The sequence below is a fragment of the Actinomadura macrotermitis genome (genome assembly GCF_009604375.1).
Classification (GTDB): domain Bacteria; phylum Actinomycetota; class Actinomycetes; order Streptosporangiales; family Streptosporangiaceae; genus Spirillospora; species Spirillospora macrotermitis.
On sequence record NZ_WEGH01000006.1, the window covers coordinates 236,523 to 261,021 of the forward strand.

The 24,499-nt window shown below is 74.3% G+C and carries 22 protein-coding genes; 14 read left to right on the plus strand and 8 right to left on the minus strand.

The window, feature by feature from the left end:
• Positions 1–47 precede the first annotated feature (47 nt).
• Together ACRB68_RS37610 and pdxR are read right to left on the minus strand one after the other, a co-directional pair.
• On the minus strand, positions 48–917 hold the full coding sequence (locus ACRB68_RS37610; protein WP_153541325.1) for a hypothetical protein: 870 nt from the start codon (positions 915–917) through the stop codon (positions 48–50).
• The gene (gene pdxR, locus ACRB68_RS37615) at positions 872–2,362 is read right to left on the minus strand and encodes a MocR-like pyridoxine biosynthesis transcription factor PdxR (RefSeq protein WP_153541327.1); all 1,491 of its coding nucleotides are present in this window, start codon (positions 2,360–2,362) and stop codon (positions 872–874) included. The genes ACRB68_RS37610 and pdxR overlap by 46 nt, the downstream gene beginning before the upstream one ends.
• 67 nt (positions 2,363–2,429) lie before the next feature.
• On the opposite strand from pdxR, the gene ACRB68_RS37620 reads away from it, so the two are divergent.
• Complete coding sequence (locus ACRB68_RS37620; protein WP_328595280.1) at positions 2,430–3,677, plus strand: MFS transporter; 1,248 nt, start codon at positions 2,430–2,432, stop codon at positions 3,675–3,677.
• On the opposite strand, the gene ACRB68_RS37625 is transcribed toward ACRB68_RS37620, so the two are convergent.
• A complete protein-coding gene (locus tag ACRB68_RS37625) occupies positions 3,637–4,395 on the minus strand; it encodes an alpha/beta hydrolase (protein WP_153541330.1) in 759 nt (252 codons plus the stop codon). The two genes, ACRB68_RS37620 and ACRB68_RS37625, sit on opposite strands and share 41 nt — an antisense overlap.
• Positions 4,396–4,479: 84 nt before the next feature.
• On the opposite strand from ACRB68_RS37625, the gene ACRB68_RS37630 reads away from it, so the two are divergent.
• The 6 genes from ACRB68_RS37630 to ACRB68_RS37655 all read left to right on the plus strand — a co-directional run bounded on the left by ACRB68_RS37630 (position 4,480) and on the right by ACRB68_RS37655 (position 9,742).
• Positions 4,480–5,121: a hypothetical protein gene (locus ACRB68_RS37630; protein WP_153541332.1), complete on the plus strand. Its 642-nt coding sequence runs from the start codon at positions 4,480–4,482 to the stop codon at positions 5,119–5,121.
• Positions 5,122–5,170: 49 nt separating this feature from the next.
• Positions 5,171–6,079, plus strand: a complete 909-nt coding sequence (locus tag ACRB68_RS37635; protein ID WP_328595282.1) for an LLM class F420-dependent oxidoreductase — start codon at positions 5,171–5,173, stop codon at positions 6,077–6,079.
• A gap of 219 nt (positions 6,080–6,298) precedes the next feature.
• Entirely contained in the window at positions 6,299–7,231 is a 933-nt protein-coding gene (locus tag ACRB68_RS37640) for an ABC transporter substrate-binding protein (RefSeq protein ID WP_328595283.1), read from the plus strand.
• On the plus strand, positions 7,231–8,289 hold the full coding sequence (locus tag ACRB68_RS37645) for a FecCD family ABC transporter permease (RefSeq protein WP_153541334.1): 1,059 nt from the start codon (positions 7,231–7,233) through the stop codon (positions 8,287–8,289). Before ACRB68_RS37640 ends, ACRB68_RS37645 begins: the two co-directional genes overlap by 1 nt.
• Complete coding sequence (locus ACRB68_RS37650; RefSeq protein ID WP_328595284.1) at positions 8,286–9,056, plus strand: ABC transporter ATP-binding protein; 771 nt, start codon at positions 8,286–8,288, stop codon at positions 9,054–9,056. Before ACRB68_RS37645 ends, ACRB68_RS37650 begins: the two co-directional genes overlap by 4 nt.
• The gene (locus ACRB68_RS37655; RefSeq protein WP_328595285.1) at positions 9,053–9,742 is read left to right on the plus strand and encodes an adenosylcobinamide amidohydrolase; all 690 of its coding nucleotides are present in this window, start codon (positions 9,053–9,055) and stop codon (positions 9,740–9,742) included. The genes ACRB68_RS37650 and ACRB68_RS37655 overlap by 4 nt, the downstream gene beginning before the upstream one ends.
• Before the next feature lie 9 nt (positions 9,743–9,751).
• Here ACRB68_RS37655 and ACRB68_RS37660 read toward each other — a convergent pair whose 3' ends face one another.
• Positions 9,752–10,024 (minus strand): hypothetical protein, encoded by a 273-nt coding sequence (locus ACRB68_RS37660; RefSeq protein ID WP_153541336.1) that lies wholly within the window; start codon positions 10,022–10,024, stop codon positions 9,752–9,754.
• A 42-nt stretch (positions 10,025–10,066) separates the two neighbouring features.
• Positions 10,067–11,575: an AMP-binding protein gene (locus ACRB68_RS37665; RefSeq protein ID WP_153541338.1), complete on the minus strand. Its 1,509-nt coding sequence runs from the start codon at positions 11,573–11,575 to the stop codon at positions 10,067–10,069.
• 169 nt (positions 11,576–11,744) lie between these two features.
• Here ACRB68_RS37665 and ACRB68_RS37670 point away from each other — a divergent pair, with 169 nt between their 5' ends.
• A complete protein-coding gene (locus ACRB68_RS37670; RefSeq protein ID WP_153541340.1) occupies positions 11,745–13,787 on the plus strand; it encodes a vWA domain-containing protein in 2,043 nt (680 codons plus the stop codon).
• On the plus strand, positions 13,787–15,136 hold the full coding sequence (locus ACRB68_RS37675; protein ID WP_153541342.1) for an extracellular solute-binding protein: 1,350 nt from the start codon (positions 13,787–13,789) through the stop codon (positions 15,134–15,136). The genes ACRB68_RS37670 and ACRB68_RS37675 overlap by 1 nt, the downstream gene beginning before the upstream one ends.
• Here ACRB68_RS37675 and ACRB68_RS37680 read toward each other — a convergent pair.
• Positions 15,133–15,699, minus strand: coding sequence for an SACE_7040 family transcriptional regulator (locus ACRB68_RS37680; protein ID WP_153541344.1), 567 nt, complete (start codon positions 15,697–15,699; stop codon positions 15,133–15,135). The genes ACRB68_RS37675 and ACRB68_RS37680 overlap by 4 nt on opposite strands.
• 74 nt (positions 15,700–15,773) lie before the next feature.
• On the opposite strand from ACRB68_RS37680, the gene ACRB68_RS37685 reads away from it, so the two are divergent.
• From ACRB68_RS37685 to ACRB68_RS37700, 4 genes are all read left to right on the plus strand, one after another.
• The gene (locus ACRB68_RS37685; protein ID WP_153541346.1) at positions 15,774–17,378 is read left to right on the plus strand and encodes a carboxyl transferase domain-containing protein; all 1,605 of its coding nucleotides are present in this window, start codon (positions 15,774–15,776) and stop codon (positions 17,376–17,378) included.
• 8 nt (positions 17,379–17,386) lie between these two features.
• Positions 17,387–19,336 carry an acetyl/propionyl/methylcrotonyl-CoA carboxylase subunit alpha gene (locus tag ACRB68_RS37690; protein WP_153541720.1) on the plus strand — a complete coding sequence of 650 codons (1,950 nt, stop codon included), beginning with the start codon at positions 17,387–17,389 and terminating at the stop codon, positions 19,334–19,336.
• Complete coding sequence (locus ACRB68_RS37695; RefSeq protein ID WP_153541348.1) at positions 19,336–20,253, plus strand: hydroxymethylglutaryl-CoA lyase; 918 nt, start codon at positions 19,336–19,338, stop codon at positions 20,251–20,253. The genes ACRB68_RS37690 and ACRB68_RS37695 overlap by 1 nt, the downstream gene beginning before the upstream one ends.
• A gap of 124 nt (positions 20,254–20,377) precedes the next feature.
• A complete protein-coding gene (locus ACRB68_RS37700; RefSeq protein WP_153541722.1) occupies positions 20,378–21,526 on the plus strand; it encodes an acyl-CoA dehydrogenase family protein in 1,149 nt (382 codons plus the stop codon).
• Positions 21,527–21,563: 37 nt separating this feature from the next.
• Here ACRB68_RS37700 and ACRB68_RS37705 read toward each other — a convergent pair whose 3' ends face one another.
• On the minus strand, positions 21,564–22,982 hold the full coding sequence (locus ACRB68_RS37705) for an amidase (RefSeq protein WP_153541350.1): 1,419 nt from the start codon (positions 22,980–22,982) through the stop codon (positions 21,564–21,566).
• Positions 22,983–23,107: 125 nt separating this feature from the next.
• Between ACRB68_RS37705 and ACRB68_RS37710 the strand changes: the two genes are divergently transcribed.
• Positions 23,108–23,689, plus strand: coding sequence for a TetR/AcrR family transcriptional regulator (locus ACRB68_RS37710; RefSeq protein WP_153541351.1), 582 nt, complete (start codon positions 23,108–23,110; stop codon positions 23,687–23,689).
• Here the strand turns inward: ACRB68_RS37710 and ACRB68_RS37715 are convergent.
• The gene (locus ACRB68_RS37715; RefSeq protein ID WP_153541352.1) at positions 23,655–24,314 is read right to left on the minus strand and encodes a TetR/AcrR family transcriptional regulator; all 660 of its coding nucleotides are present in this window, start codon (positions 24,312–24,314) and stop codon (positions 23,655–23,657) included. The two genes, ACRB68_RS37710 and ACRB68_RS37715, sit on opposite strands and share 35 nt — an antisense overlap.
• Between the last annotated feature and the right edge of the window lie 185 nt (positions 24,315–24,499).

Here is a 24,499-nt window from a genome sequence, read left to right on the forward strand (position 1 = left end):
TGCGGCTCGCCCCCACCGGCCTTCGCAGGTGCAGCGGCGGCCTGGGATCAGCGGTGGCGGTGGTGTCGGCGGCGGCGGAGACGGGCCAGGCGGGTCGCTATGCGGTCCATGGTCTCCTCGGCGGGGTTCCAGCCACGGTGCAGCAGGGCCGTCAGGAGCGCCTCCAGGTAGGGCGCGGGGGACGAGAGGAAATCCTTGGTGACCGGGATGATGTCCCATCCCATCTCCTTTCCGAGCCAGCGGCGGCGGGCCTGGTCGTAGGCGCGGGCCCGGGCGCCGGTGTGGTGGCGTTCACCGTCGTATTCGAGGCCGACCTGGAAGCGCTCGTAGCCGAGGTCGATGTAGAGGGGTTCGCCGCGGGGGCCCATCACCGGGATCTGGGCCCGCGGGCGCGGGAGCCCCGCGTCGATGACCAGGGTGCGGGTCCAGCTCTCGCCCGGCGATTCGGCGCGCGGGTCGGCGGCGCGGAAGACCTCGCCGAGCTTGGTGTTGCCCGGGTAGCCGGTCGGGGCGCGGGCCATGGCGCGCAGGGCCGGCAGCGGAACGCCCCGGTGCAGGAACTGGTCCAGTGCCGCGACGGCCTCCAGGCGCGGCAGCCAGCGGGCGCAGTCGAGGGCCGTCCGGGTGAGGGTGGTCACCCGGACGCCCGATCTCTCCACCGTATGGTCGGCGGGCAGGAGGCCGGCGGGCTGCAGGTCGACCGGCCACTCCGCCTGGTTCGCCCCCGGTGGCAGGACGTCCAGCCCCCAGAGCCAGGCCGCCGTGCGGCGGACGACCACGGCGCCGGGGGCCGGCAGGCGGCCGATGGCCTCGGCGCGGGCGGTCAGGGACGGCTCCCCGCTGTGCCGGACGCCCGGGGCGATGGGGATGATCAGGCCGTCGCCGGCCCGCTTCCAGGTGATGGGTTCCTGCTCCATGCCTCGATGCTCGCGGGCCGGGGGTGCCGATCGGAAGCAGGCGGCGAGATTGTGGATAACCGATCGTCGATCATGCCGAGGAGGCGCCGCGCGCCCGCGGCGGCGCGGTCGGCGGAGACCGCCCCGAAGCCGATCACCAGGCCCTCCCGGCGGGCGGCCGTGCAGTAGCGGGCCAGGGATTCGACCGCGATGCCCGCCTCGGCGGCCGGGGCGACCAGGGCGTCCAGTCCCGCTCCTTCCACGCAGAGGTGCAGGCCGGCGGCGGACGGCACCCGGGCCGTCCCCGGGTGGGCGTCCAGCGCCGCGATGATCTGGGCGCGGCGGGCCGCGTACTCGCGGCCCGCCCGGCGGATGTGCCGGGCCAGCAGGCCCTCGTCGATGAACCGGGCGAGGGCCGCCTGGGTGATCGGGTCGCCGTGCCAGTCCGTCAGCCGCTTGGCCGCGCGCAGGGCCGGGCGCAGCGACGCCGGCGCAACGAGGAAGCCCGTCCGCAGCGCCGGGAGCAGGGTCTTGGAGAAGGACCCGACGTAGATGACGCGCCCGTCGCGGTCCAGGCTCTGCAGCGGCTGGAGCGGGCGGCCGCCGTAGCGGAACTCGCTGTCGTAGTCGTCCTCGACGATCATCGCGTCGTGCCGCCGCGCCCACTCCAGCAGGGCGGTGCGGCGCGCCGGCGACATGGGCGTGCCGAGCGGGAACTGGTGCGAGGGCGTCACGTACACCAGGCGCGCGTCGCCGGGCAGCGCGTCCACCCGCAGGCCCTCGCCGTCGACCGGGACGTCGGCCACCCGCGCCCCGAGAGAGCGCAGCAGGTCGCGGGCCGGCGGGTAGCCGGGGTCCTCCACCGCGACGCGGGCGCCCGGCTCCACCAGGACCCGGCCGATGAGGTCGAGGGCCTGCTGGGCGCCCTGGGTGACCAGGACGTCGGCCGCGTCCGCGCGGACCGAGCGCGAGGTCCCGAAGTAGCGGGCGATCGCCGCGCGCAGGGCGGGATGCCCCTCGGGCGTGCCGTAGCCGGTGAGCGCCGACGGCCGCAGTTCGCGGGCGAGCAGGCGCCGCCATGTCCGCAGGGGGAACAGGTGGACGTCGGGCGTGCCGGTCCGGAAGTCGTAGGCGAACCCTTCCGGGTACGGCTCGGGCTCGGGCATGTCCCGCCAGAACAGGCGGGGCCGCCCGCCGCCCGAGGGGGCCCGGCGCGGGCGGGGGCGCACGCCGGCGCTGACGAACGTGCCCGCCCCGGCGCGGCCCGCGACGAGCCCTTCGGAGGTCAGCCGTTCGTAGGCCGTGCCGACGGTGTTGCGGGAGATGCCCAGGGACCGGGCCAGCTCGCGCGTCGGCGGCAGGCGTTCCCCCTGGCGGAGCCGCCCGTCGAGGATGGCCTCCAGGAACTGGCGGTAGACCTGGGCGGCCAGGTCACCGCGCCCGTCGAGGGTGATGTGGAAGTCCAACTTGGCCCAATCATTTCGCTGCTCATTGGACCTTACGCCGGGCCAAGTCAGCAGGGATGATCTTCTTGTGAACCTCCTGCGCTCCCCCGCGCGCCGTCTCGCCACCGCGCATCTGGCCGGTTCCGTCGGCGACGGCGCCTTCTACGTGTGCTCGGCCCTGTACTTCGCCCGCGTCGTCGGCCTGTCCCCCGCGCAGATCGGCGCCGGCCTCACCCTGGCCTGGGGCGTCGGCGCCGTGGCGGGGATCCCCCTCGGGCACCTGGCCGACCGGCGCGGCAGCCGGGGCGTGTCGGTCCTGCTGGCGCTCGCCACGGCGGCGGCGGTCGGCTCGTTCCTCGTCGTGCGGTCCTTCGTCCCGTTCGTGCTGGCCGCGTGCCTGTACGCGAGCTTCCAGTCCGGGCTCGGCGCCGCGCGCCAGGCGCTGCTGGCGGGCCTGGTCGCGCCGGAGCGCCGGACCGCGGTGCGGGCCCGCCTGCAGTCGGTGACGAACGCGGGCATCGCGGTCGGCGCGGCGATCGGCGGCCTGGCCCTCAGCGCCGACACCGAGGGCGCCTATCTGACGGTGTTCGCCCTGGACGCGGCGGGTTTCGTCGCCGCGGCACTGCTGCTGACCCGGCTGCCCGCCGTCCCGCCCGCGCCCGTGCCCGCCGAAGGCGAGCGGGGCCGCGCCCTGGCCGTGCTGCGGGACCGCCCGTACGCGCTGGTCACCCTGCTCAACATGATCATGCTGCTGTACATGCCGCTGCTCAGCCTGGTGCTGCCGCTGTGGATCGTGCAGCGCACCGACGCGCCGCGCTGGCTGGTGTCGGCGCTGCTGGTGGCCAACACCGTCGGCGTCGTGCTGTTCCAGGTCCGGGTCGCGCGGGGCGTGCGGGACCTGCGCTCGGCGGCCCGCTCGGTGCGCCGGGCCGGCGCGGTCATGCTGCCCGCCTGCGCGGTGTTCGCGCTGTCGGCCGCCGCGGACTCGCCGTGGCTCGCGGCGCTGGTCCTGCTCACCGGCGCGGCGCTGCAGGTGGTGGCGGAGATGATGCTGGGCGCCGGCTCCTGGGAGATCGGCTTCGCGCTCGCGCCGCCGCACCGGCAGGGCCAGTACCAGGGGTTCTACGGGATGGGCGTGCCGGTCGCCCGGATGGTCGGGCCGGCGCTGCTGACCACCCTGGTCGTCGGCTGGGGCGTGCCCGGCTGGCTGCTGCTCGGCGCGGTGTTCCTGGCGGCGGGCTGCGCGATGGGCCCGGCCGTCCGGCGGGCGGAGCAGCGGACCGAGCGGCGGGCGGCTACGCCCGCGCCGCCGCCCATGCTCCTATCCGGTCGATGAGCTCGGCGGTCGCGGAGACCTCGGCGTGCCCGAAGGCGGGCTCGATCCACAGCTCGCGCGGCTCCCCCGCCGCCGCGTACAGCTGCTCGGCGTGGTCGAGCGGCAGGAACGCGTCGGCGTCGCCGTGCACGATCAGCAGCGGCACCGGCGCGATGCGCCCGGCGACCTCGTGCGGCGCCTCGGGGACGGGGTCCCAGCCGCGTGCCGCGACCCGCGTCCCCCGCGCGAGCCGGACGGCCAGCCGCCCCGAACGGCGTTCGATCGCCCAGTGGACGCGCCGCATCGGCACCGTCCCCCGGTAGTACCAGCGGGCGGGCGCGCTGACCGCGACGACCGCGTCCACGCCGCCGTGCAGCGCCGCGTGCCGCACCACCACCGCGCCGCCCAGGGAGAACCCGGCCACCGCGACCCGCGCGTAGCCGCGCCGGCGGGCGGCGGCGACCGCCGCCGCGACGTCGAGCACCTCGCGGTCGCCGACCGTGGAGCGGCCCGAGGACCGGCCGTGCCCGCGCAGGTCCATCGCGATGACGCCGCCGTGCCGGTTCAGCCCGTCGGCGACGCGCCGCACCATGTCCTGCCGCCAGGTGCAGGTGAAGCCGTGCGCGAGGACGAAGCACAGGCTGCGCTCGCCGGGCAGGTGCCCGGCGTCGATCCGGACGCCGTCCGCGGTGTAGAGCGTGAGCGGTTCCGCTGTCGTCACCCTTCCACGATCGCTCATGCGCGTCCGTTTCCGCCCGGTCGATCCGCCTCTTTACCGGGTACGTTCATGATCACCCATTGGTGCGACCGAGGAGTTCCGGCCATGACCGACCAAGCGACCCTGGCCACGACGCGCAAGGCCCTGCACGCGGTTGCGGAGCTGGTCATGGCGGGCCCGCAGCACCGCGACAACGGGTCGATCCGCCTGACGGTGACGCCCGGCGGTTTCGCCACCGTCGCCGCGCCCGAGCTGAGGGTGGAGGACGGCGAACTGGTGGGCGACGGCCGCGTCCCCCTCAACGGAACGACCTGCCGGGAACTGGCCGCCGCCTTCCAGGTGGACCCGGGCGCGCCCAAAGATCTCTACAAGGAGGGCAGCGGCGCCGGGCTCGACGACCGGCTGGAGGTGGACTCCGGCGCCGCCCGCCATCTCGCCGAGTGCCTCGCCATCGGGCAGGCGGCTCTGACGGGTTTCGCGCCCGCTTCGGAGCCCGTCCTGTGGCCCGAGCACTTCGACCTGGGCATCACCGTGGACGAGGTGAACTACGGCGTCTCCCTGGGGGACGGCTACCTGAACGAGCCGTACGCGTACGCGGGCCCGTGGAAGGCGCGCTCCGGGGAGTTCTGGAACGCGCCGTTCGGGGCGGTGCGGCCGATCCGGGAGCTGGCGGACGCCACGGCCGTGCAGGGGTTCTTCCAGGAGGCCCGCGAGCGCGCCGGAAGCGACCCCGTCCAAAAGCCCTGATCAGAGCCTGTGTAAAGATCGGCTGGAGTAGCCGACCGGGAGGATCATCGTGCGTATCGGAGTTTCCCTCAGCGAGCGAAGCGGCGCGGACGCGCTGGCCAAGATGACCGGCGACCTGCGCCGCGCGGCCGACGACGGCTTCGCCTCGGCGTGGCTGTCCAACATCTTCGGCGTGGACGCGCTGACCGCGCTCGCCGTGGCCGGCAGCCAGGTGCCCGGCATCGAGGTCGGCACCTCCGTCGTGCCGACCTATCCCCGGCATCCGGCCGCGCTCGCCCAGCAGGCGCGCACGACGGCCCTCGCGCTCGGCGGGAACCGCCTCACGCTCGGCATCGGCCTGTCCCACAAGGTCGTCATCGAGGACATGTACGGGTACGACTACGGCCGCCCGCTGCGGCACATGAAGGAGTACCTGTCGGTGCTGCTGCCGCTGCTGAACGGCGAGGCGGCGTCGTTCAAGGGCGAGACCCTGAGCGGCAACATCGGCCTGACGGTGCCAAACGAGGGCCGGGTGCCGGTGCTGCTCGCCGCGCTCGGCCCGAAGATGCTGCGGCTGGCCGCCGAGCGCGCGGACGGCACCGTGCTGTGGATGACCGGCCCGGCCACCGTGCGCGAGCACATCGCGCCGACGATCACGGCGGCGGCCGAGGCGGCCGGGCGGCCCGCGCCGCGCATCGTGTGCGTGCTGCCGGTCTGCGTCACCGGCGACCCCGGGCGGGCCCGCGAGCGCGCGGCCAAGGTGTTCGAGGTGTACGGGACGCTGCCGTCCTACCGGGCGATGATGGACCGCGAGGGCGCCGAGGGCCCGGCCGACCTGGCGATCATCGGCGGCGAGGACGAGGTCGGGGCGCGCGTGCGGGAGCTGGAGCAGGCGGGCGTCACCGAGTTCGTCGCCGGGGAGTTCGCCACCGGCGAGGACGCCGAGCGCACCCGCGCGTTCCTCAAAACGCTGGTCTGACCCGGCCCAAGAAAGCCCCAACAAGGCTGATAACGTGGCACTTCACGCGCGTTACGGAGCGAAGCCCGGTGCGATCCCGGCGCTGTCCCGCAACTGTGATGCCCCGTAACGAGGGCTAGCCAGGCCGCCTCCGACCGCGCCGACGACCCTCGACCTCGTGGAAGGCCGGTCCGTCATGCTGCGGGTCCCTGCCTTCCCGGCCTGCCCTTGGAGGCTTTTGTGAGACCCCTGCGCGCACTCGGCGCGGCCGCAGCCGCCGGCATCCTGACGCTGGCGGCCGGCTGCGGCGGCTCGGACGACGGCAAGAGCGAGGGCGCGGGCAAGGCGGTCACCGTCCAGGCGGCCAACGGGGCGGTGACGGTCCCGGCGGCGCCGAAGCGCATCGTGTCGCTCGCGCCGACCCACACCGAGTCGCTGTTCGCGATCGGCGCGGGCGCCCAGGTCGTCGCCGCCGACGAGTACTCCACCTACCCGGCGAACGCGCCCAAGACCAAGCTGTCGGGCTTCAAGCCGAACGTCGAGGCGATCACCAAGTACAACCCCGACCTGGTCGTGCTCTCCAACGACAGCGACGGGATCGTCAAGGCGCTGGAGAAGGTCAAGGTCCCGGTCCTGCTGGAGCCCGCCGCCGCCACCATGGACGAGGCCTACGACGAGATCCTGGACCTCGGCAAGGCGACCGGGCACGCCGCGGAGGCCGAGAAGGTCACCGCCGACATGCGCGGCAAGATCCAGCAGATCGTCGCCGGCGTCCCGCAGCCCCCGGCCGGCAAGCGGTTCAGCTACTTCCACGAGCTGGACGACCACCTCAGCACGGTGACGTCCAAGACCTTCATCGGCCAGATCTACGGCCTGTTCGCGCTGCGCAACGTCGCCGACGCCGCCGACAAGTCCGGCTCGGGCTACCCGCAGATGTCCGCCGAGGGCCTGCTGAAGGCGAACCCCGACCTGGTCTTCCTCGGCGACACCAAGTGCTGCTCGCAGACCCCCGCCACCGTCGCCAAGCGCCCCGGCTGGCAGGACCTGACGGCGGTGAAGAAGCAGCAGGTCGTCGGCCTGGACGACGACATCGCCTCGCGCTGGGGCCCGCGCATGCCCGAGCTGGTCAAGACCATCGGCGACGCCGTGCAGAAGGCCACGGCCGCCGCCTGATGAGGACCGGCACGTCCGCCGGGCGGCAGGCCCGGCTGCGCCCGGGGCCGCTCGCGGCGGCGCTGCTCCTGCTGGCTGCGGCGCTGGCCGCCGGGCTGCTGACCGGCGCGGCCGGGCTGCCCGTCACCGGCGTGCTGAAGGCGCTGGTGGGCGCGGTCCCGTTCGTGCATCTGGACTCGGGCCTGTCGCCCGTCCAGCAGAACGTGCTGTTCGAGCTGCGGCTGCCGCGGGTGCTGACCGGCGCGCTGGTCGGCGGGATGCTCGCCGTCGCCGGCGCCGGCTACCAGGGCGTGTTCCGCAACCCGCTGGCCGACCCCTACCTGCTCGGCGCGGCCGCCGGGGCCGGGGTCGGCGCGACCCTGGTGATCGTCTTCGGGCCCGGCGACCCGCTGTACGGGGTGCCGCTCGCGGCGTTCGCGGGCGCGATCGGCGGCGTCCTCCTCGCCTACGCCCTCGGCAACGTCGCCGGGCGCGGCGGCGGGTCGGGCGCGGCGACGCTGGTGCTGGCCGGCGTCGCGGTCTCCAGCTTCCTGGCCTCGGTGCAGACGCTGCTGCAGCAGCTGAGGATCCAGGAGCTGCAGCGGATCTACGCCTGGATCCTCGGCGGCGTCGGCTCGGCCGACTGGCGGCAGCTGGCCATGGTCGCCCCCTACGCGCTGGTGTCCACGCTGGTGCTGCTCACGCACGGGCGGCTGCTGGACGTGCTCGCGGTCGGCGACGAGGAGGCCGCCGCGCTCGGCCTGTCGGCGGCGCGGGTGCGGTTCGCGGTGCTGCTCGCCGCGTCGCTGGCGACCGCGTGCGCGGTGGCGGTGAGCGGCCTCATCGGGTTCGTCGGGATCGTGGTCCCGCACGTGGTGCGCCGCCTGGCGGGCGGCTCCTACCGGGTGGTGCTGCCGCTGTCGCTGCTCGGCGGCGCGGCGTTCCTGGTGCTTGCCGACCTCGCCGCGCGCACCGTCGTCTCCCCCGGCGAGCTGCCGCTCGGCGTGGTGACGGCGTTCGTCGGCGGCCCGTTCTTCGTGGTGGTGCTCCGCGCCACCCGCAGGCAGGTGGAGCCGTGACGGTCGAGGTGCGCGGCCTGGACGTCGCGCTGGACGGCCGTCCCGTTCTGCGCGGCGTCTCGCTGTCGGTGCCGGCCGGCTCGTGGACGGCGGTGATCGGCCCGAACGGCGCGGGCAAGTCCACGCTGCTGCGGGCGGTCCTCGGGCTGCGCCGCGGCGACGGCGCGATCTCGGTGGCGGGCGCCGACCTGCGGTCTCTCAAGCCGCGCGAGCGCGCCCGGCTGGTCGCCTACGCGCCGCAGAGCCCGAACCTGCCGGCCGGGATGACGGTCTTCGACTACACCCTGCTCGGCCGCTCCCCCTACATCCCCCATCTCGGGCGGGAGGGGTCCGCCGACCGGGCCGTCGTCCGCGACGTCCTGGCGCGGCTCGACCTCACCGGGTTCGCCGCCCGGCCGCTGGACCACCTGTCCGGCGGCGAGCGGCAGCGCGTCGTGCTCGCCCGCGCGCTCGCCCAGCAGACGCCCGTGCTGCTGCTGGACGAGCCGACCACCGCGCTCGACATCGGCCACCAGCAGCAGGTGATGGAGCTGATCGACGCGCTGCGGCTCGCCGACGGGCTGACCGTCGTCACCACCATCCACGACCTGACGCTCGCCGGGCAGTACGCCGACGCGCTCGTGCTGCTGGCGGGCGGCCGGGTCGCGGCGGCGGGCACGCCCGCCGAGGTGCTGACCCGCGACACGGTCGCCGAGCACTTCGAGGCCACCGTGTCGGTGACGCCCGGCCCCGGCGGCCGCCCGGTCCTCTCCCTGGAGCGCCCGTGAAACCGCAGAAGCACTGGCGCGAGGAGGACGGCGCCCGCCTCGCCACGACCGTCCTGCGGCTGCCGCCCGGCACGCGGGCGATCTCCTCGGCGATGCTCGGCGGCGGCATCGGCCCGGCGGGGTGGGTGCTGAACGCCCAGGTCCCCGGCGGCTACGCGCGGATGGACCCGCTCGACCACCTGGCCGAGATGGCGGCGTCGCTCGGGCTGGACGGGCCGGGCGTCGCCATGATGACCGCCGCGTCGGTGGACCGCACCGTCCAGGCCGCCGACGGGCAGGTCCAGGTCTGCGCGACCGTCGGCCTGCGGGTCCCTACCTGGGCCGCCGCGCCCGAGGGGACCGCCGATCCGGAACTGGCGCCCATGCGGCTGGACGGCTCCTACGAACCCGGCACCATCAACATCGTGGTCGCGGTGCCGGTCCCCCTGGCCGACGCGGCGCTGGTCAACGCGGTCATCACCGCGACCGAGGCCAAAACGCAGGCGCTGCTGGAGGCCGGCTACCCCTGCACCGGGACGGCGTCCGACGCCATCTGCATCACCGCCCCTACGCGCGGGGAGGCCGAGCCGTTCGCGGGGCCTCGCTCCCACTGGGGCGCCCGCATCGCCCGCGCCGTGCATACAGCCGTCCTCGCCGGCGCCAACGACTACACCGATGTCCTCAACTCAAGAGGACCGCTGCTGTAGCACGCCCCCTCATCTTCCTTCGTTCATCCAGTGGGCGGGGAGGCCGGACAGGGAGTGCACGCCGGTCGGCGGTTCGGGGTCGGAAAGCGGACGGTCGGCGTCGGCTGGAACCGGGCGGATCAGGGCGTTCGCCAGGCGCCGCGCGCGATCGGCCTCGGCGCGGGCGACGTCGCGTTCGGCGGTCAGCGCGGCGACGGCGGCGCGCAGCTCGCCCACCAGGCGCACCAGGGCCCGGTTCCGCTGCTCGCACTCGCACAGCCGCGCCTGCATCTGGTCCATCATGCGCCGTAGTACGCACGACGCTCCGGACGCGTTCGACGCTCCTCAGGTCGTCCCGTTCAGATAGGCGTCCCTGACCCGGCTGCGGCTCAGCTTGCCCGCGGGGGTGCGCGGCAGCTGCTCCCGGAACTCGATGCGGCGCGGGTGCTTCAGCCGCGCCAGCCTCGGCTCGCAGTGCGCGAGCAGCCCGGCGGCCAGCTCCGGGCCGGGCGCCGCGCCCGGCGCGGGCTCGACGAGCGCGACCGGCCGCTGCCCCCACTCGGCGTCGGGCACGCCGATGACGACGGCGTCGGCGACCGCCGGGTGCTGGAGCAGCACGGCCTCGATCTCGGCCGGGTAGACGTTGACGCCGCCGGAGATGATGAGGTCGGTGCGCCGGTCGCTCATGTAGAGCCAGCCGTCCTCGTCCAGGTGGCCGAGGTCGCCGGGGGTGTACAGGTCGCCGCGCATGGCCGCGGCGGTCTTGGCCGGGTCGCGGTGGTACTCGAACCCGGAATGCCCGCGCGCGTAGATCTGGCCGGTCTCGCCGGGCGGCAGCTCCCGCCCCTCCGGGTCCAGGATCTTGATCTCGACGCCCTCGACGGCGCGGCCGACCGTGCCCGGCCGCGCCAGCCACTCGTGCGGGCGGGCCAGCACGACCACGCCGCTCTCGGTGGAGCCGTAGTACTCGTACAGGACCGGCCCCCACCACTCCATCATCCGCTGCTTGGTCTCGACCGGGACGGGCGCGGCGCTGTGGAAGACCTGCCGCAGCGACGACACGTCGTGGCGGGCCCGCACCTCCTCCGGCAGCGCGAGCAGGCGGTGGAACATCGTCGGGACCATGAAGGCGTTGGTGACGCGGTGCCGCTCGATCAGCTCCAGGGCGCCTTCGGGCTCGAACCGCGGCGCGACCACGACCGCGTGGCCGAGGGACAGCGCCATCATCGTGTGCACGCACGGCGCCGAGTGGTAGAGCGGGCCGACGGCCAGGTGCACGTCGTCGCCCGGTTCGGTCCCCAGATGCCGGGCGAGGGACTGGCGCATGATGCTGAACAGCATCTCGGGCGGGATGTCCAGCAGCGGCCGCCGCACGCCCTTCGGGCGGCCCGTCGTCCCCGAGGTGTAGAGCATGACCGAGCCCATCCGGCGGTCGGCCGGGGGCGCCGGGTCCCCATCGCCGAGGCCCTCGTCCACGTCCAGCAGGACGGCGCCGGACTCCCCTGCGGCCTCCGCCGCCGCCTGCGCGCAGGCGCGTTCGGTGACCACGACGCGGGCGCCGCTGTCGGCCAGGATGTAGCCGATCTCGGGTGTCGTCAGGTGGCGGCTGACCGGGACGATGTACAGGCCGCTCTGCATCGCCGCCAGCAGCACGGTGAGGAACTCGGGCCGGTTGCCGAGCACGGTGGCGACCGTGTCGCCGGGCCGCAGCCCGAGTCCGCGCAGCGTGTGCGACAGCCGGTTGACCTCGGCGTGCAACTCCCCGTAGGTGACCGGCGCGGCGCCGCCGAGGACCGCCGGGCGGTCCGGGTCACCGGCCGCGATCTCGTAGAAGCTGACTCCCTGGACGCCCATATGCGGCTCCTTGCGAGGTGGATCTCGCCCCATGGGAACCGTGCACCGCCGCCGCGTCAAGGGGCCGCTTTCGTGAAACGGCACTGTCCGGCGGGTCTCCGCTTCGTATAGTGGAGATCACGCCCGGGGGGCCGAGGTCAGTGGCGACACGGCGTTAGGGGCCCTAGAGATGAGCGCACCTGGCAGCAGCGGAGAGCAGCAGTCCCCGCCTCCCGGGGAGGTCTGGCTCCGCAGGCTGATGCAGGTGCTGATCCTCGACGTGTGCTCCAGCGTGGTGATCGGCCTGGCCCTGACGGTGTTCCGCGGCACGCTGTGGCTGAACGTCGCGGGCGCGCTCGTGGTGCTCGCCGCGCTCACCGGCGCCCTGTTCTACTTCCAGCCCGAATTAGCGCGCCGGCTCCTGGAGCGCGCGGTGGCGGCGCTGCGCTGGGCCGGCTCGGCCGCGGTGTGGACGCTGCTCGGCGCGGCGGCGATGACGGCCGTCCTGCTCGCGGTGCTCGGCGTGCTCGGGCTGCGCGACGCCGGCCGTCCGTGCGGTCAGCCGCTCGGGCTGCGGGTGCTCACCGGCCCGGAGATGCTCACCCCGCTGCGCGACGCCGCCGCCGCGTTCGTCGACGGCCGCCGGCGCCACGGCTGCCGCCGCTACACGGTGGACGTCGTGCCCGAGGCCGGACCGGTCCCGGTCTACGACGGGTTCACCGGCCTGTGGAAGCGCGGCGAGTCGGCCGACAGCCGACGCCTGTACGGGCCACAGCCCGACGTGTGGGTCCCCGCCGCCGGGTCGGAGTACGACTTCGTCCCCAAAAGCCGCAACCAAGCCGCGCCCGGCGGTGACCTGCGGTTCGTGCGCGGCCCGTCGCTCGGCACCTCCCCCATGGTCCTCGCGCTGTTCCCGCGCGCGCACCGGAACGTGACCGACACCAACGCGCCGCTGCTGGCACCGAGCATCAAGGAACTGCTCGACCGGATCGCCCGCGACGCCGGGCGGCGGCGCGGCATCGCCCGGCCGGTGCCCGAGACCTCCACCCCGGCACTGCTGGCCACCCCGGCGCTCTACGACGCCGACCCGGCCACCCCGCCCGCCGCCGACGAGCGCGCGGCGAGCCCCGGCGACCTGGTCGCGCCCGACGCGGTGTCGCTGCTCTGCCGGTTCCGCGAGCAGGCCGCGCGGGGCCTGGACCCGCCGGAGGACGTCACGGTGCTCGTGCCCGAGCAGGCCCTCTACGACTACGACATGGGGCGGCCCCTCGGCGACCGCTGCGGGCCCGCCTCCCCCGACTCGTTCGTGTCGGCCAAGTGGCGCCTCTACCCCTACTACGCCCCCGGCCTGCCGACGCTCGACCACCCGTTCGTGCAGGTCAAGTGGCGCGGGCAGGACACTGCGGCGCGCGACGCGGCCGTCCGCGACCTGCGGGACTGGCTGGTCCGCCACCCGCTGACCGCACAGGGCCTGCGCGACGACCACGGCGAGTTCCCCCTTCAGGACGACTCCGGCGAGCAGCGGCTGGCCGGGCTGCAGCGGCTCGTCGGCGAGCATGTCCTGCCCTACCAGGTGAAGCTCGCCACGCCCATCGACGTGCAGGGCGCCCTGGACCGCATCAGCGAGGCCCGGCCGAAGGTGTCGGTGTCGCTGCTGCTGGACCTGTCGGGGTCGATGGGCGGGTCGGCCGAGGGCGGCGGCAGCCGCCTGGCACGCGGGACCTCGTTCCTGCAGAGCCTCGTCGCCCAACTCCAGGCCAACGACCGGATCGAGTTGCGGACCTTCTCCAGTGCCGCTCCCCCGCACGATCGCGCGGCGTTCGGCAACGTGCCCGACGACAGCGCCAGGCCGGATCAGAAGGCGCTGGTGACCGGCCGCCTGCAGGCGCTCACGTCCGGCGGCTCCGATCGTTCGCTCGCCGACGCGATCGAGGACGCCGACCCGCCGGCCGGCCGCCGCCACCTGGTCCTGCTCACCGACGGGCAGGTGCCCGCCACCAATCCAGACCTGGACGAGCGGGCCGCGCGTCTGGCCGGGGCGTTCCGCAACAAGCACCCCGACCTGCGCCTGACGGTCGTGGTCGCCGGCCCGGCGGGCTGCGGTGCCGGGCCGGCCCGGCGGATCGCCGCCGCGCTGGCCCGGCGCGGCGAGCGGTCCTGCGTCGCGCTGACCGGCGCGCCCGAGCAGGAGCAGGCGGCGCAGCTGCTGGCGGGACTGCGGGGAGGACGGTGATGGCGGTGCGCTGGTACCGGGGCCGCACGTCCTGGTTCTGCTTTGCCGCAAGCGCGCTCGCGGTGCTGCTCGTCGCTTTGTGGATGCGGTTCCAGTCCCACGCGGACTACTCCGCGATGGCCGCCGACTGCCACCGCGACGACCTGGTCGTCGCGGGCGGTGACGACGTCAGCCTGAACAATCAGCGCCGCGCCCTGATCAAGCAGTGGAACACCACCCGCGACGCGCGGGGGCGGCCGCACCCGCACGCGACGATGGTGGAGGTGTCGCCCTCGACCGACCTGCAGCACAGCCAGCTGAAGGCGGTGCTGGAGTCGGGCGGCTGCGGCTACGACGTGCTGATCATGGACAACATCTGGACCGCGCAGTTCGCCGACGCCGGATACCTGCGGCCGCTGACCGGCCTCGGCGACCTCGCCGACTTCTTTCCCGCGGCCCTGCGCACCGGCGAGCGCCACGGCGTCCGGTACGCGGTCCCGTTCAACCTCGATGTCGGGCTGCTGTACTACCGCGACGGCGTGACGCCCCCGCCCACCTGGGGCGCGCTGCTGGCGGGCGGGTTCGTCACCCATCTGGCCGGCGAGGGCCTGACGGTCAACGCGCTGGAGACGGTGTGGAACGAGGGCGGCACCGACCTGCTCACCGGCGACCGCGAGCCGTCCGAGCAGGAGCTGCGCCGTGTCGTCCACCCGGCGCTGCAGCGGCTGGCCGAGCAGGTCCGCGGGCCGCTGCGCGACGCGCGGCAGCGCGACGAGCAGGCCGCGATCGAGGCGTTCGCGGGAGGCGCGCAGCTCATGCGCAACTGGCCCTACGCCTACTCCGCGCTCGCCACCGAGCCGCGGATGCGCGGCGGCGACCGGCTGCTGTTCGCCGCGGCGGCGCCGCCCGGCCGCACCGTCCTCGGCGGCCAGAACCTCGCGGTGGCGGCGCGCTCGCCGAACCCCGGCCCCGCCCGCGACCTGATCGCGTTCCTGACCGGCACCGACGCGCAGCGGATGCTGTTCTCCTGCGGCGGGTTCGCGCCCGCCCGCTACTCGGCGCTCGGCCTGTCGCCGGCGCGGCACGCCCCCGGCGACGTCACGGCGCGGACCTGCGCGCAGCTGACGGGGCAGACGCCCGCGCGCGGCGACGGCGACCTGCCGCGCCAGGACCAGCTCACCGAGTTCGGGCAGACCCTCGTGCGCGCCCTCGCGCAGGCGCAGCCCCGCCCCGAGACGCCGTACTACACCACGTTCACCGCCACGTTCCGTGACTGCGTCCGCAAGATGCTGGACGGCCCCGGCCCGGACGCCGCGACGTTCGCCAAGGCGGTGCGCAGCTCCCTGGACGGCCGTACCGCGTCCTGTTAGGCGGCCAGGGCGGCCCGCGCCATCGCGTGCAGCAGTTCCGCCATCTCCGCCCGGTCCAGCCCGGCGGCGCTGTGGGGGGTGGAGTTCAGCAGCCCGAAGCAGGCGTGCACGGCCGCACGGGTGCGCTCGCCGGGGCCGTCCGGGCGCAGCCGGCGCAGCACCCGCACCCACTCCTCCACGTACGCGCGCTGGATGCTGCGGATGCGGTGGCGCTGCGGCTCGGGCACGTTGTCCAGCTCGCGCTCGTGCACGGTGATCAGCGCCGGGTTGTCCAGCGCGAACGCGATGTGCCCGCGCAGCAGGGCGTCCAGGGCCGCCTCGGGGTCGGCCGCGGCGGCGCGGCGGGCGCCGTCGTCGCGCAGCCGCTCGCTGATGTCCAGCAGCATTTCGGCGAGTACCGCCTCCTTGCCGCGGAAATGCCGGTAGAGGGCGGGACCGGTGAGGCCGACGGCCCGGCCGAGGTCGCCGATCGACACGCCGTGGAAGCCGCGGCGGGCGAACAGCTCGGCGGCGGCGCCGAGGATCTCGGCCCGCCTCGGGGACACGCTGGCCACATCGGTCATGCCCGAAGTGTAGACGGCCGATGTTAATGATGGTTAACATCGCGTTGTTAACGACCGTTAACAGGGAAGGGACCATGACCGGACCTGAGCTGGGCACCCGCGCCGACCCCGCGAGCGAGGCGTTCAAGCAGAACACCGCGCACAACGAGGCCCTCGCGGCCGAGCTGCGCGACCGCGTCGACCGGGCCGGGCGCGGCGGGCCCGAGCGGTCCCGCGAGCGGCACGTGGCGCGCGGCAAGCTGCTGCCCCGCGACCGGGTGGACACCCTGCTCGACCCGGGCTCGCCGTTCCTGGAGCTGTCGCCGCTCGCGGCCACCGGCATGTACGGCGACGAGGCGCCCGGCGCGGGGATCATCACCGGCGTCGGCCGGGTCGCCGGCCGCGAGTGCGTGATCGTGGCCAACGACGCCACCGTCAAGGGCGGCACCTACTACCCGGTGACGGTGAAGAAGCACCTGCGCGCGCAGGAGGTGGCGCTGCACAACCGGCTGCCGTGCGTGTACCTGGTCGACTCCGGCGGCGCGTTCCTGCCGAAGCAGGACGAGGTGTTCCCCGACCGCGAGCACTTCGGCCGCATCTTCTACAACCAGGCCACCATGTCGGCGCGCGGCATCCCGCAGATCGCCGCCGTGCTCGGCTCGTGCACCGCGGGCGGCGCCTACGTCCCGGCGATGAGCGACGAGGCCGTCATCGTGCGCGGCCAGGGCACCATCTTCCTCGGCGGCCCGCCGCTGGTGAAGGCCGCGACCGGCGAGGTCGTCACGGCCGAGGAGCTCGGCGGCGGCGAGCTGCACTCGCGCACCTCCGGCGTCACCGACCACCTGGCCGAGAACGACGCGCACGCGCTGCGCGTCGTCCGCGACATCGTCGGCACCCTCGGCCCGCGCGAGCCGCGCCCCTGGGAGACCGCGCCGCCGCAGGAGCCCGCGGTGGACCCGGCCGAGCTGTACGGGGTCGTCCCGCCCGACCCGCGCACCCCCTACGACGTGCGCGAGGTCATCGCGCGGATCGTGGACGGCAGCCGCTTCCAGGAGTTCAAGAAGGAGTACGGCGCGACGCTGGTCACCGGCTTCGCCCGCATCCACGGCCACCCGGTCGGGATCGTCGCCAACAACGGCATCCTGTTCGGCGAGTCGGCGCAGAAGGGCGCGCACTTCATCGAGCTGTGCGACCGCCGCTCGGTGCCGCTGGTGTTCCTGCAGAACATCACCGGGTTCATGGTCGGCCGCGAGTACGAGGCGGGCGGCATCGCCAAGCACGGCGCCAAGATGGTCACCGCCGTGTCCTGCGCGCGGGTGCCGAAGTTCACCGTCGTCATCGGCGGCTCGTTCGGCGCCGGCAACTACGCCATGTGCGGCCGCGCCTATTCGCCGCGTTTCCTGTGGATGTGGCCGAACGCGCGGATCTCGGTGATGGGCGGCGAGCAGGCCGCCAGCGTGCTGGCCACCGTCCGCCGCGACCAGCTCGGCGACGAGTGGAGCGCGGAGGCCGAGGAGGAGTTCAAGGCGCCGATCCGCGAGCAGTACGAGGCGCAGGGCAACCCGTACTACTCGACGGCGCGCCTGTGGGACGACGGCGTGATCGACCCGCGCGACACCCGGCGCGTGCTGGGCCTCGGCCTGTCGGTCGCCGCGAACGCACCGCTGGAGCCGGTCGGCTACGGCGTCTTCCGGATGTGAGGGTGGAGATGTTCGAAAGCGTCCTAGTCGCCAACCGAGGCGAGATCGCGGTCCGCGTGTTCCGCACGCTGCGCCGGCTCGGCGTCCGGTCGGTGGCCGTGTACAGCGACGCGGATGCGGGCGCACGCCATGTCCGCGAGGCCGACGAGGCGGTGCGCGTCCCGTCCTACCTCGACATCGACGCGGTGATCGAGGCCGCCCGCGTCACCGGCGCGCAGGCGGTGCACCCCGGCTACGGGTTCCTGGCCGAGAACACCGCGTTCGCCCGCGCCTGCGCGGACGCCGGCGTGGTGTTCATCGGCCCGCCCGCCGGGGCGATCGAGGCGATGGGCGACAAGATCCGCGCCAAGCAGACCGTCGCCGCCGCCGGGGTCCCGGTCGTGCCGGGCCGCGACGAGCCCGGCCTGTCCGACGAGGAGCTGACCGCCGCCGCCCTGGAGGTGGGGCTGCCGGTGCTGCTGAAGCCGTCGGCCGGCGGCGGCGGCAAGGGCATGCGCCTGGTCCGCGACGCCGCCGACCTGCCCGAGGCGATCGCGTCGGCCCGCCGCGAGGCCCGCAGCTCGTTCGGCGACGACACCCTGCTCGCCGAGCGGTTCGTGGAGAACCCCCGGCACATCGAGATCCAGGTCTTCGCCGACGCGCACGGCAACGCGGTGCACCTCGGCGAGCGCGAGTGCAGCCTGCAGCGCCGGCACCAGAAGATCGTCGAGGAGGCGCCGTCGCCGCTGCTGGACGCCGCGACCCGCGAGCGCATGGGCGCGAGCGCGGTGGCGGCGGCGCGGGCCGTCGGCTACGTCGGCGCCGGGACGGTCGAGTACATCGTCTCGGCCGACCGGCCCGGCGAGTACTTCTTCATGGAGATGAACACCCGTCTCCAGGTGGAGCACCCCGTCACCGAGATGGCGATCCGGCCCGAACTGGACCTGGTCGAACTGCAGCTGCGGGTGGCGGGAGGCGAGCCGCTGCCGTTCACGCAGGAGGCGGTCGGCTTCCAGGGCCACGCCGTCGAGGTCCGCGTCTACGCCGAGGACCCGGCGCGCGGCTTCCTGCCGACCGGCGGGCGCGTGCTCGCCCTGACCGAGCCGCACGGCGCGCACGTGCGGGTGGACTCGGGCCTGGAGACCGGCACCGAGGTCGGCGGCTCCTACGACCCGATGCTCGCCAAGGTCATCGTGTGGGGCGCCGACCGCGCCGAGGCGCTGCACCGCATGGACCGCGCGCTCGCCGAGTACACGCTGCTCGGCGTGCCGACGAACGTGGCGTTCCTGCGCGCCCTGCTGAAGCATCCCGAGGTGGCCGCGGGCCGGCTCGACACCGGCCTGGTCGAACGCTCCCTGGAGGAGCTGACGGCCGGCGCCGCCGTCCCGCCGCAGGCGCTCGCCGCCGCCGCGCTCGAGCGCATGCGGGCGCTGGAGACCGGCGACCCCGACCCGTGGGCGATCCCCGACGGCTGGCGGCCCGGCGCGCCCGCCTGGACGCCGTGGATCATCACCCCGTCCGGCGGCGACCCGGTCGAGGTCCGCGTTCAGGGCCGGGCGCACGACGCACTGGTGCAGGTCGGCGACGCCGAACCCGTCGCCGCCGCCCTGGACGGCGACACCCTCACCTACGGCGGCCGCACTCTCGCCTACGCCCGCGCGCGCGACGGCGACACCCTCTGGCTTGGCCGCGACGGCGCCACGTGGGCCCTCACCGAGCACGTCCGGGCCGACGAGCAGGGCGGCACCGCCGCCACCGGCGACGGGGTGCTGCGCAGCCCGATGCCCGGAACGGTCCTGGCCGTGAAGGCCGCCGAAGGCGACAAGGTCGACGAGGGGCAGCCGCTCGTCGTCGTCGAGGCGATGAAGATGGAGCACACCGTCACCGCGCCCGTCGCGGGCGTCGTGGCGCGGCTGCCGGTCCGCGCCGGCGCCCAGGTCGCCCTGGACGCCGTGCTCGCCGTGATCGAGGAGGCGTGATGGAGGTACCGCTGCCCGGCCTGCCCGAGCGGGTGACGATCTACGAGGTGGGGCCGCGCGACGGCCTGCAGAACGAGAAGGCCGTCGTCCCGGTCGAGGTCAAGGCCGAGTTCGTCGCCCGGCTCGCGGGCGCGGGCCTGCGCACCATCGAGACGACGAGCTTCGTGCACCCCAAGTGGGTGCCCCAGCTCGCCGACGCCGAGGACCTGCTCGCCGCGCTGCCGCCGTCCGGCGGAGCGCCGCGCCCGGTGCTGGTGCCGAACGAGCGCGGGCTGGACCGGGCGCTCGCCAACGGCGTCACCGAGATCGCCATCTTCGGCAGCGCCACCGAGACGTTCGCCCGGCGCAACCTGAACCGGACCGTCGACGAGTCCATCGCGATGTTCGAGCCGGTCGTCGCCCGCGCACGCGCAGAAGGCCTCTGGGTGCGCGCGTACGTGTCGATGGTGTGCGGCGACCCATGGGAGGGCGACGTCCCGATCGAGCAGGTGGTGTCGGTCTCGTCCCGCCTGATGGACCTCGGCTGCTCCCAGCTCAGCCTCGGCGACACCATCGGCGTCGGCACCCCGGGCCAGGTGACCGCGCTGATCGAGGCGCACGTCGCGGCCGGGATCGGCACCGACCGGCTCGCGGTGCACTTCCACGACACCTACGGGCAGGCGCTCGCCAACACCCTGGCGGCGCTGCGCGCGGGCGTCACCACCGTCGACGCGTCGGCGGGCGGCCTCGGCGGCTGCCCCTACGCCGAGTCGGCGACCGGCAACCTCGCCACCGAGGACCTGGTCTGGATGCTGAACGGACTCGGCATCGACACCGGCGTGGACCTCGCCAAACTCGCCGCCACCAGTCAGTGGATGGCCGGGCGGCTGGGCCGGCCGAGCCCCTCCCGCGTCGTCCAGGCGCTCGCACCCCCGTGAGCCGGCGCGCGCGGCCTGGACTGAGGAGCGCCGGGAGCGCAGCGACCAGAGCGACGAGGGAAGGCCGCGCGAAGGACGCCGGCGAACCGGAGCGCCAACGGCGCGACCATGAACAGGAGTAATGATGATCGACTTCACGCTCACCGACGAGCAGGAAGAGCTGCGGAGCACGGTCGAGCGGTTCGCCCGTGAGAGCGTCGCGCCGGTGATCGGCGACCTGTACGAGCGCGGCGAGTTCCCGTACGAGATCGTCGCCGCGATGGGCAAGATGGGGCTGTTCGGCCTGCCGTTCCCCGAGGAGCACGGCGGCATGGGCGGCGACTACTTCGCCCTCTGCCTGGCGCTGGAGGAGCTGGCCCGGGTCGACTCCTCGGTCGCCGTCACGCTGGAGGCCGGCGTCTCGCTCGGCGCGATGCCGATCTACCGGTTCGGCACCGAGGAGCAGAAGGCGCGGCTGCTGCCGTCGCTGCTGTCGGGCGAGAGGCTGGCGGCGTTCGGCCTCACCGAGCCCGGCGGCGGCTCGGACGTGCCCGGCGGCATGCGCACCACGGCCCGCCTGGATGGCGACCACTGGGTGATCAACGGCTCGAAGTCGTTCATCACCAACTCCGGCACCGACATCACCTCCTTCGTGACGGTCACCGCCTACAGCGGCGAGCGGGAGATCTCCACGATCATCGTCCCGAACGGCACGCCGGGCTTCACCGTCGGCAAGAAGTACTCCAAGGTCGGCTGGTCGGCGTCCGACACCCACGAGCTGTCCTTCGACGACGTGCGCGTCCCGGCCGAGAACCTGGTCGGCGAGCGCGGCCGCGGCTACGCCCAGTTCCTGCGCATCCTGGACGAGGGCCGCATCGCGATCGCGGCGCTGTCGGTCGGCCTCGCGCAGGGCTGCGTGGACGAGTGCCTGCGTTACGTCCGCGAGCGCGCCGCGTTCGGCAAGGAGATCGGCCGCTACCAGGCCATCCAGTTCAAGGTCGCCGACATGGAGGTCCGCGCGCACACCGCCCGCCTGGCCTACTACGCCGCCGCCGCGAAGCTGCTGGCGGGCGAGCCGTTCAAGAAGGAGGCGGCGATCGCCAAGCTGGTCGCCTCCAACGCCGCCATGGACAACGCCCGCGACGCCACCCAGATCTTCGGCGGCTACGGCTTCATGAACGAGTACGCGGTCGGCCGCTTCTACCGCGACGCCAAGATCCTGGAGGTGGGCGAGGGCACCTCGGAGGTGCAGCGGATGCTCATCGCGCGCGCCCTCGGCCTGCCGAACGGCTGAGCGGGGGCCGGGCGGCGCCGCGCCGCCCGGCCTCGCCTCAGCCGGAGACGACCGGGGTGAAAGCGGGCGCCCGGTCCTCGATCGCCTGGGCGGCGTCCAGGATGACGTCCTCGGCGAACCGGCCGCCGATGAGCTGGACGCCGATCGGCAGCCCGTCCGCCAGCGCCGCCGGCACCGAGACGCCGGGGAAGCCGAGGACCGGCAGCGACGTCATCGGCCACTGCGCCGCGACGATGCCGCGCCCGCGCTCGGGGTCGAGGATGTCGGCGTCCTGCTCGAAGGGCGGCTCGGCCGACACCGGCGTCAGCAGGATCCGGTCGCGGCCGAGCAGCTCCTGCAGCCGGGTGATCAGCGTGGCCCGGCGCGCCCAGCCCTGGATGTAGGCGTCGATGCCGGGCTCCTTGCCCCAGATCTGCGCGGCGTACTCGTAGGCGTACCCCAGGTGGACGCGCAGCGCCTCGTCGCCCATGCCGAGCATGCCGGGCAGGCCGGGCCGCATGTCCTCGAACAGCAGCAGCGACCACAGCCGGGCCGCCTCGGCGAGCAGCGGAAGCTCCAGCTCCTCCACCTCGTAGCCGGCGTCGGCCAGCCACTGCGCGGCGGTGTCCACGGCGCCGTCGACGGCCGGGTGCGACGTGGCGATGCCGACGTCGCGCACGACCCCGACCCGGATCGGGCGCGCCCGCGGCGCCGGCTCGGGCAGCGCGGGGACGCCGAACGGGTCGCGCAGGTCGGCGCGCGCCATCGCGCGCAGGGCGAGGCGCGCGTCGGCCACGTTCCTGGCCAGCGGCCCCTGCACCGCCCAGGCCTGGAAGGTGAGGGGTCCCTCTATCGGGCTGTCCTCGGGAGCGGTCCAATTGGACACGAGGCCGACCGTCGGGCGGATGCCGACCACGCCGCAGCAGGCGGCGGGGTAGCGGATCGAGCCGCCGATGTCGTTGCCCTGCGCCAGCGGCGTCATCCCGGCGGCCAGGGAGCTGGCCGCGCCGCCGCTGGAGCCGCCCGGGGTGTGCGCGGCGCTCCACGGGTTGAGGGTCCGGCCGTGCGCGTCGTTGCCGGAGAACCAGCGCACCGAGAACGCCGGGACGTTGCTGCGGCCGACGAAGACGGCGCCCGCCTCGCGCAGGGCGCCGACGCAGGCGTCGTCCCGCGCGGCCGTCGCGTCCGCCAGCGGCACCAGCCCGTGCGTCATCAGCCGGCCCTGCTGCGGGGTGTTGATCTTGGTGGAGACCGGCACGCCGTGCAGCGGGCCGAGCTCGGCGCCGGCGGCGACCGCCGCGTCGGCCCGGCGCGCGTCGGCCAGGGCCTCCTCGGGGCGGACGTCGACCAGCGCGTTCAGCCCGGGGTTGACCTCCTCGATCCGGTCCAGGCAGGACGCCACGACCTCGGCCGAGGAGATCTCCCGGGTACGGATTCCTGCCGCGAGCTGCGTCGCGGGCATCTGCCAGAGTTCCATGGCCTGCTCCTAGGCGAGGTGGGGGGCGCGTCCGGCTCGCGCCGGCGGTGCCGAGGAGAGTACGTGATGCAACGCTGATGTACAACGGTGTTGTACATCTGGCCCGCTCTGGTTAACCTGCCCTCATGCCGGTTGAGATCGACGTCGCACAGCGCCTCGCCACCATCGCCGACGCCACCTTGAAGATCGTGGCGGCGGAGGGCATCGACGGGGTGACCATCCGGGCCGTGGCCAAACGGATCGGCGGCTCCACGACCCTGGTCACCAACTACCTGCCCACCCGCGAGGCCTTACTGCGCAACGCCATGGAGCACGCCTTCCAGGGCTGGGCGGAGGAGGTGGAGGGGACGGTCGCGGGCAGCGCCGCCGCCGAGCGCCTGGCCGTCGCCGCCCGCTGGGCGTGCTCCACCACCGAGGAGGACCGGGTGCTGCGCCGGCTCTTCATGGAGATCCTCGGCCGCGCCGAGGCGGGCTCGGAGGCGCTCGAGGTCCTCAAGGAGGACTCGCGGCAGAGCCGCGACTGGCTGGCCGGCGCCGCCCGCGACGCCGGCGCACCCGACGCGGCCTTCGCCTCCGACGTGCTGCACCTGCTGCTCCGCGGCTTCTACATCTCCAGCCTCGAAGACCCCGGGCACTGGACGACCGAGCGGGTCCTCCCGCTCGTCGAACGGCTCATCGGCCTGCTGACCGCTCCTCAGCGGTCCTAGCGGAGAGGTGTCCCCCATGGACCGGACCGTCCGGCGCGGCCCGCCCCTCCCCCAGCCCCGCGATCATCTGCAGGGCGAGGGCCTTCATGCCCGCGTGGCGCGCCGCCGGGAACGGCAGCGACGCCAGGGTGGAGTGGCCGAACGCCATCGCGATGAGGGCGTAGGCGAGCTGCAGGCTCTCCGCCGGCCCGCAGCCGGGGGCGGCCTCGCGGATCGTCCTGGCGATCTGACCCTCCAGCCGGGCGTAGCTGTCGTAGATCCGGCCGCGCAGCCGGACGTCGTGCATCGCCCCGCCGATGAGCGCCTCGATGACCAGGTCGTCCTCGTTGCGCGCCATCCGCGGCCCGAACAGGTAGTCCACCAGCGCGGGCAGCCGCTCGTGCGGCGCACGGTCGGCGAGGGCGGCGTGCATCTCCTCGAAGTACGGCGTGATGACGTGTTCCCACAGCGCGTCGATGAGCTCGTCGCGGTTGCCGGCGTAGTGCCGGACATGCGAGCGGCTCATGCCGGCCACGGCCGCGATCCGCTCCTGGGTGCTCCCGGCCAGGCCGTACCGGGCCACCGACCGGGCGGCCGCCTCCAGGATCTGCCGCCGCCGCTCGACGGCGAGGCTCGGCCGTCCCATCGGGCCTCCTTCGTGGACGCATAGTTTTTCAACCCTGACGATCCAGGTCCGGCCCACGGTATCCCACGATCAACCGACGTGAGCGATATTACGTCGTTGACCTGCAGAAACGCATTCCCATTCCCCATCTCGGCACGCCTTGCCCCACGGTGTTCATTTTTTGTTTTGCAGTATTGACAATCAAT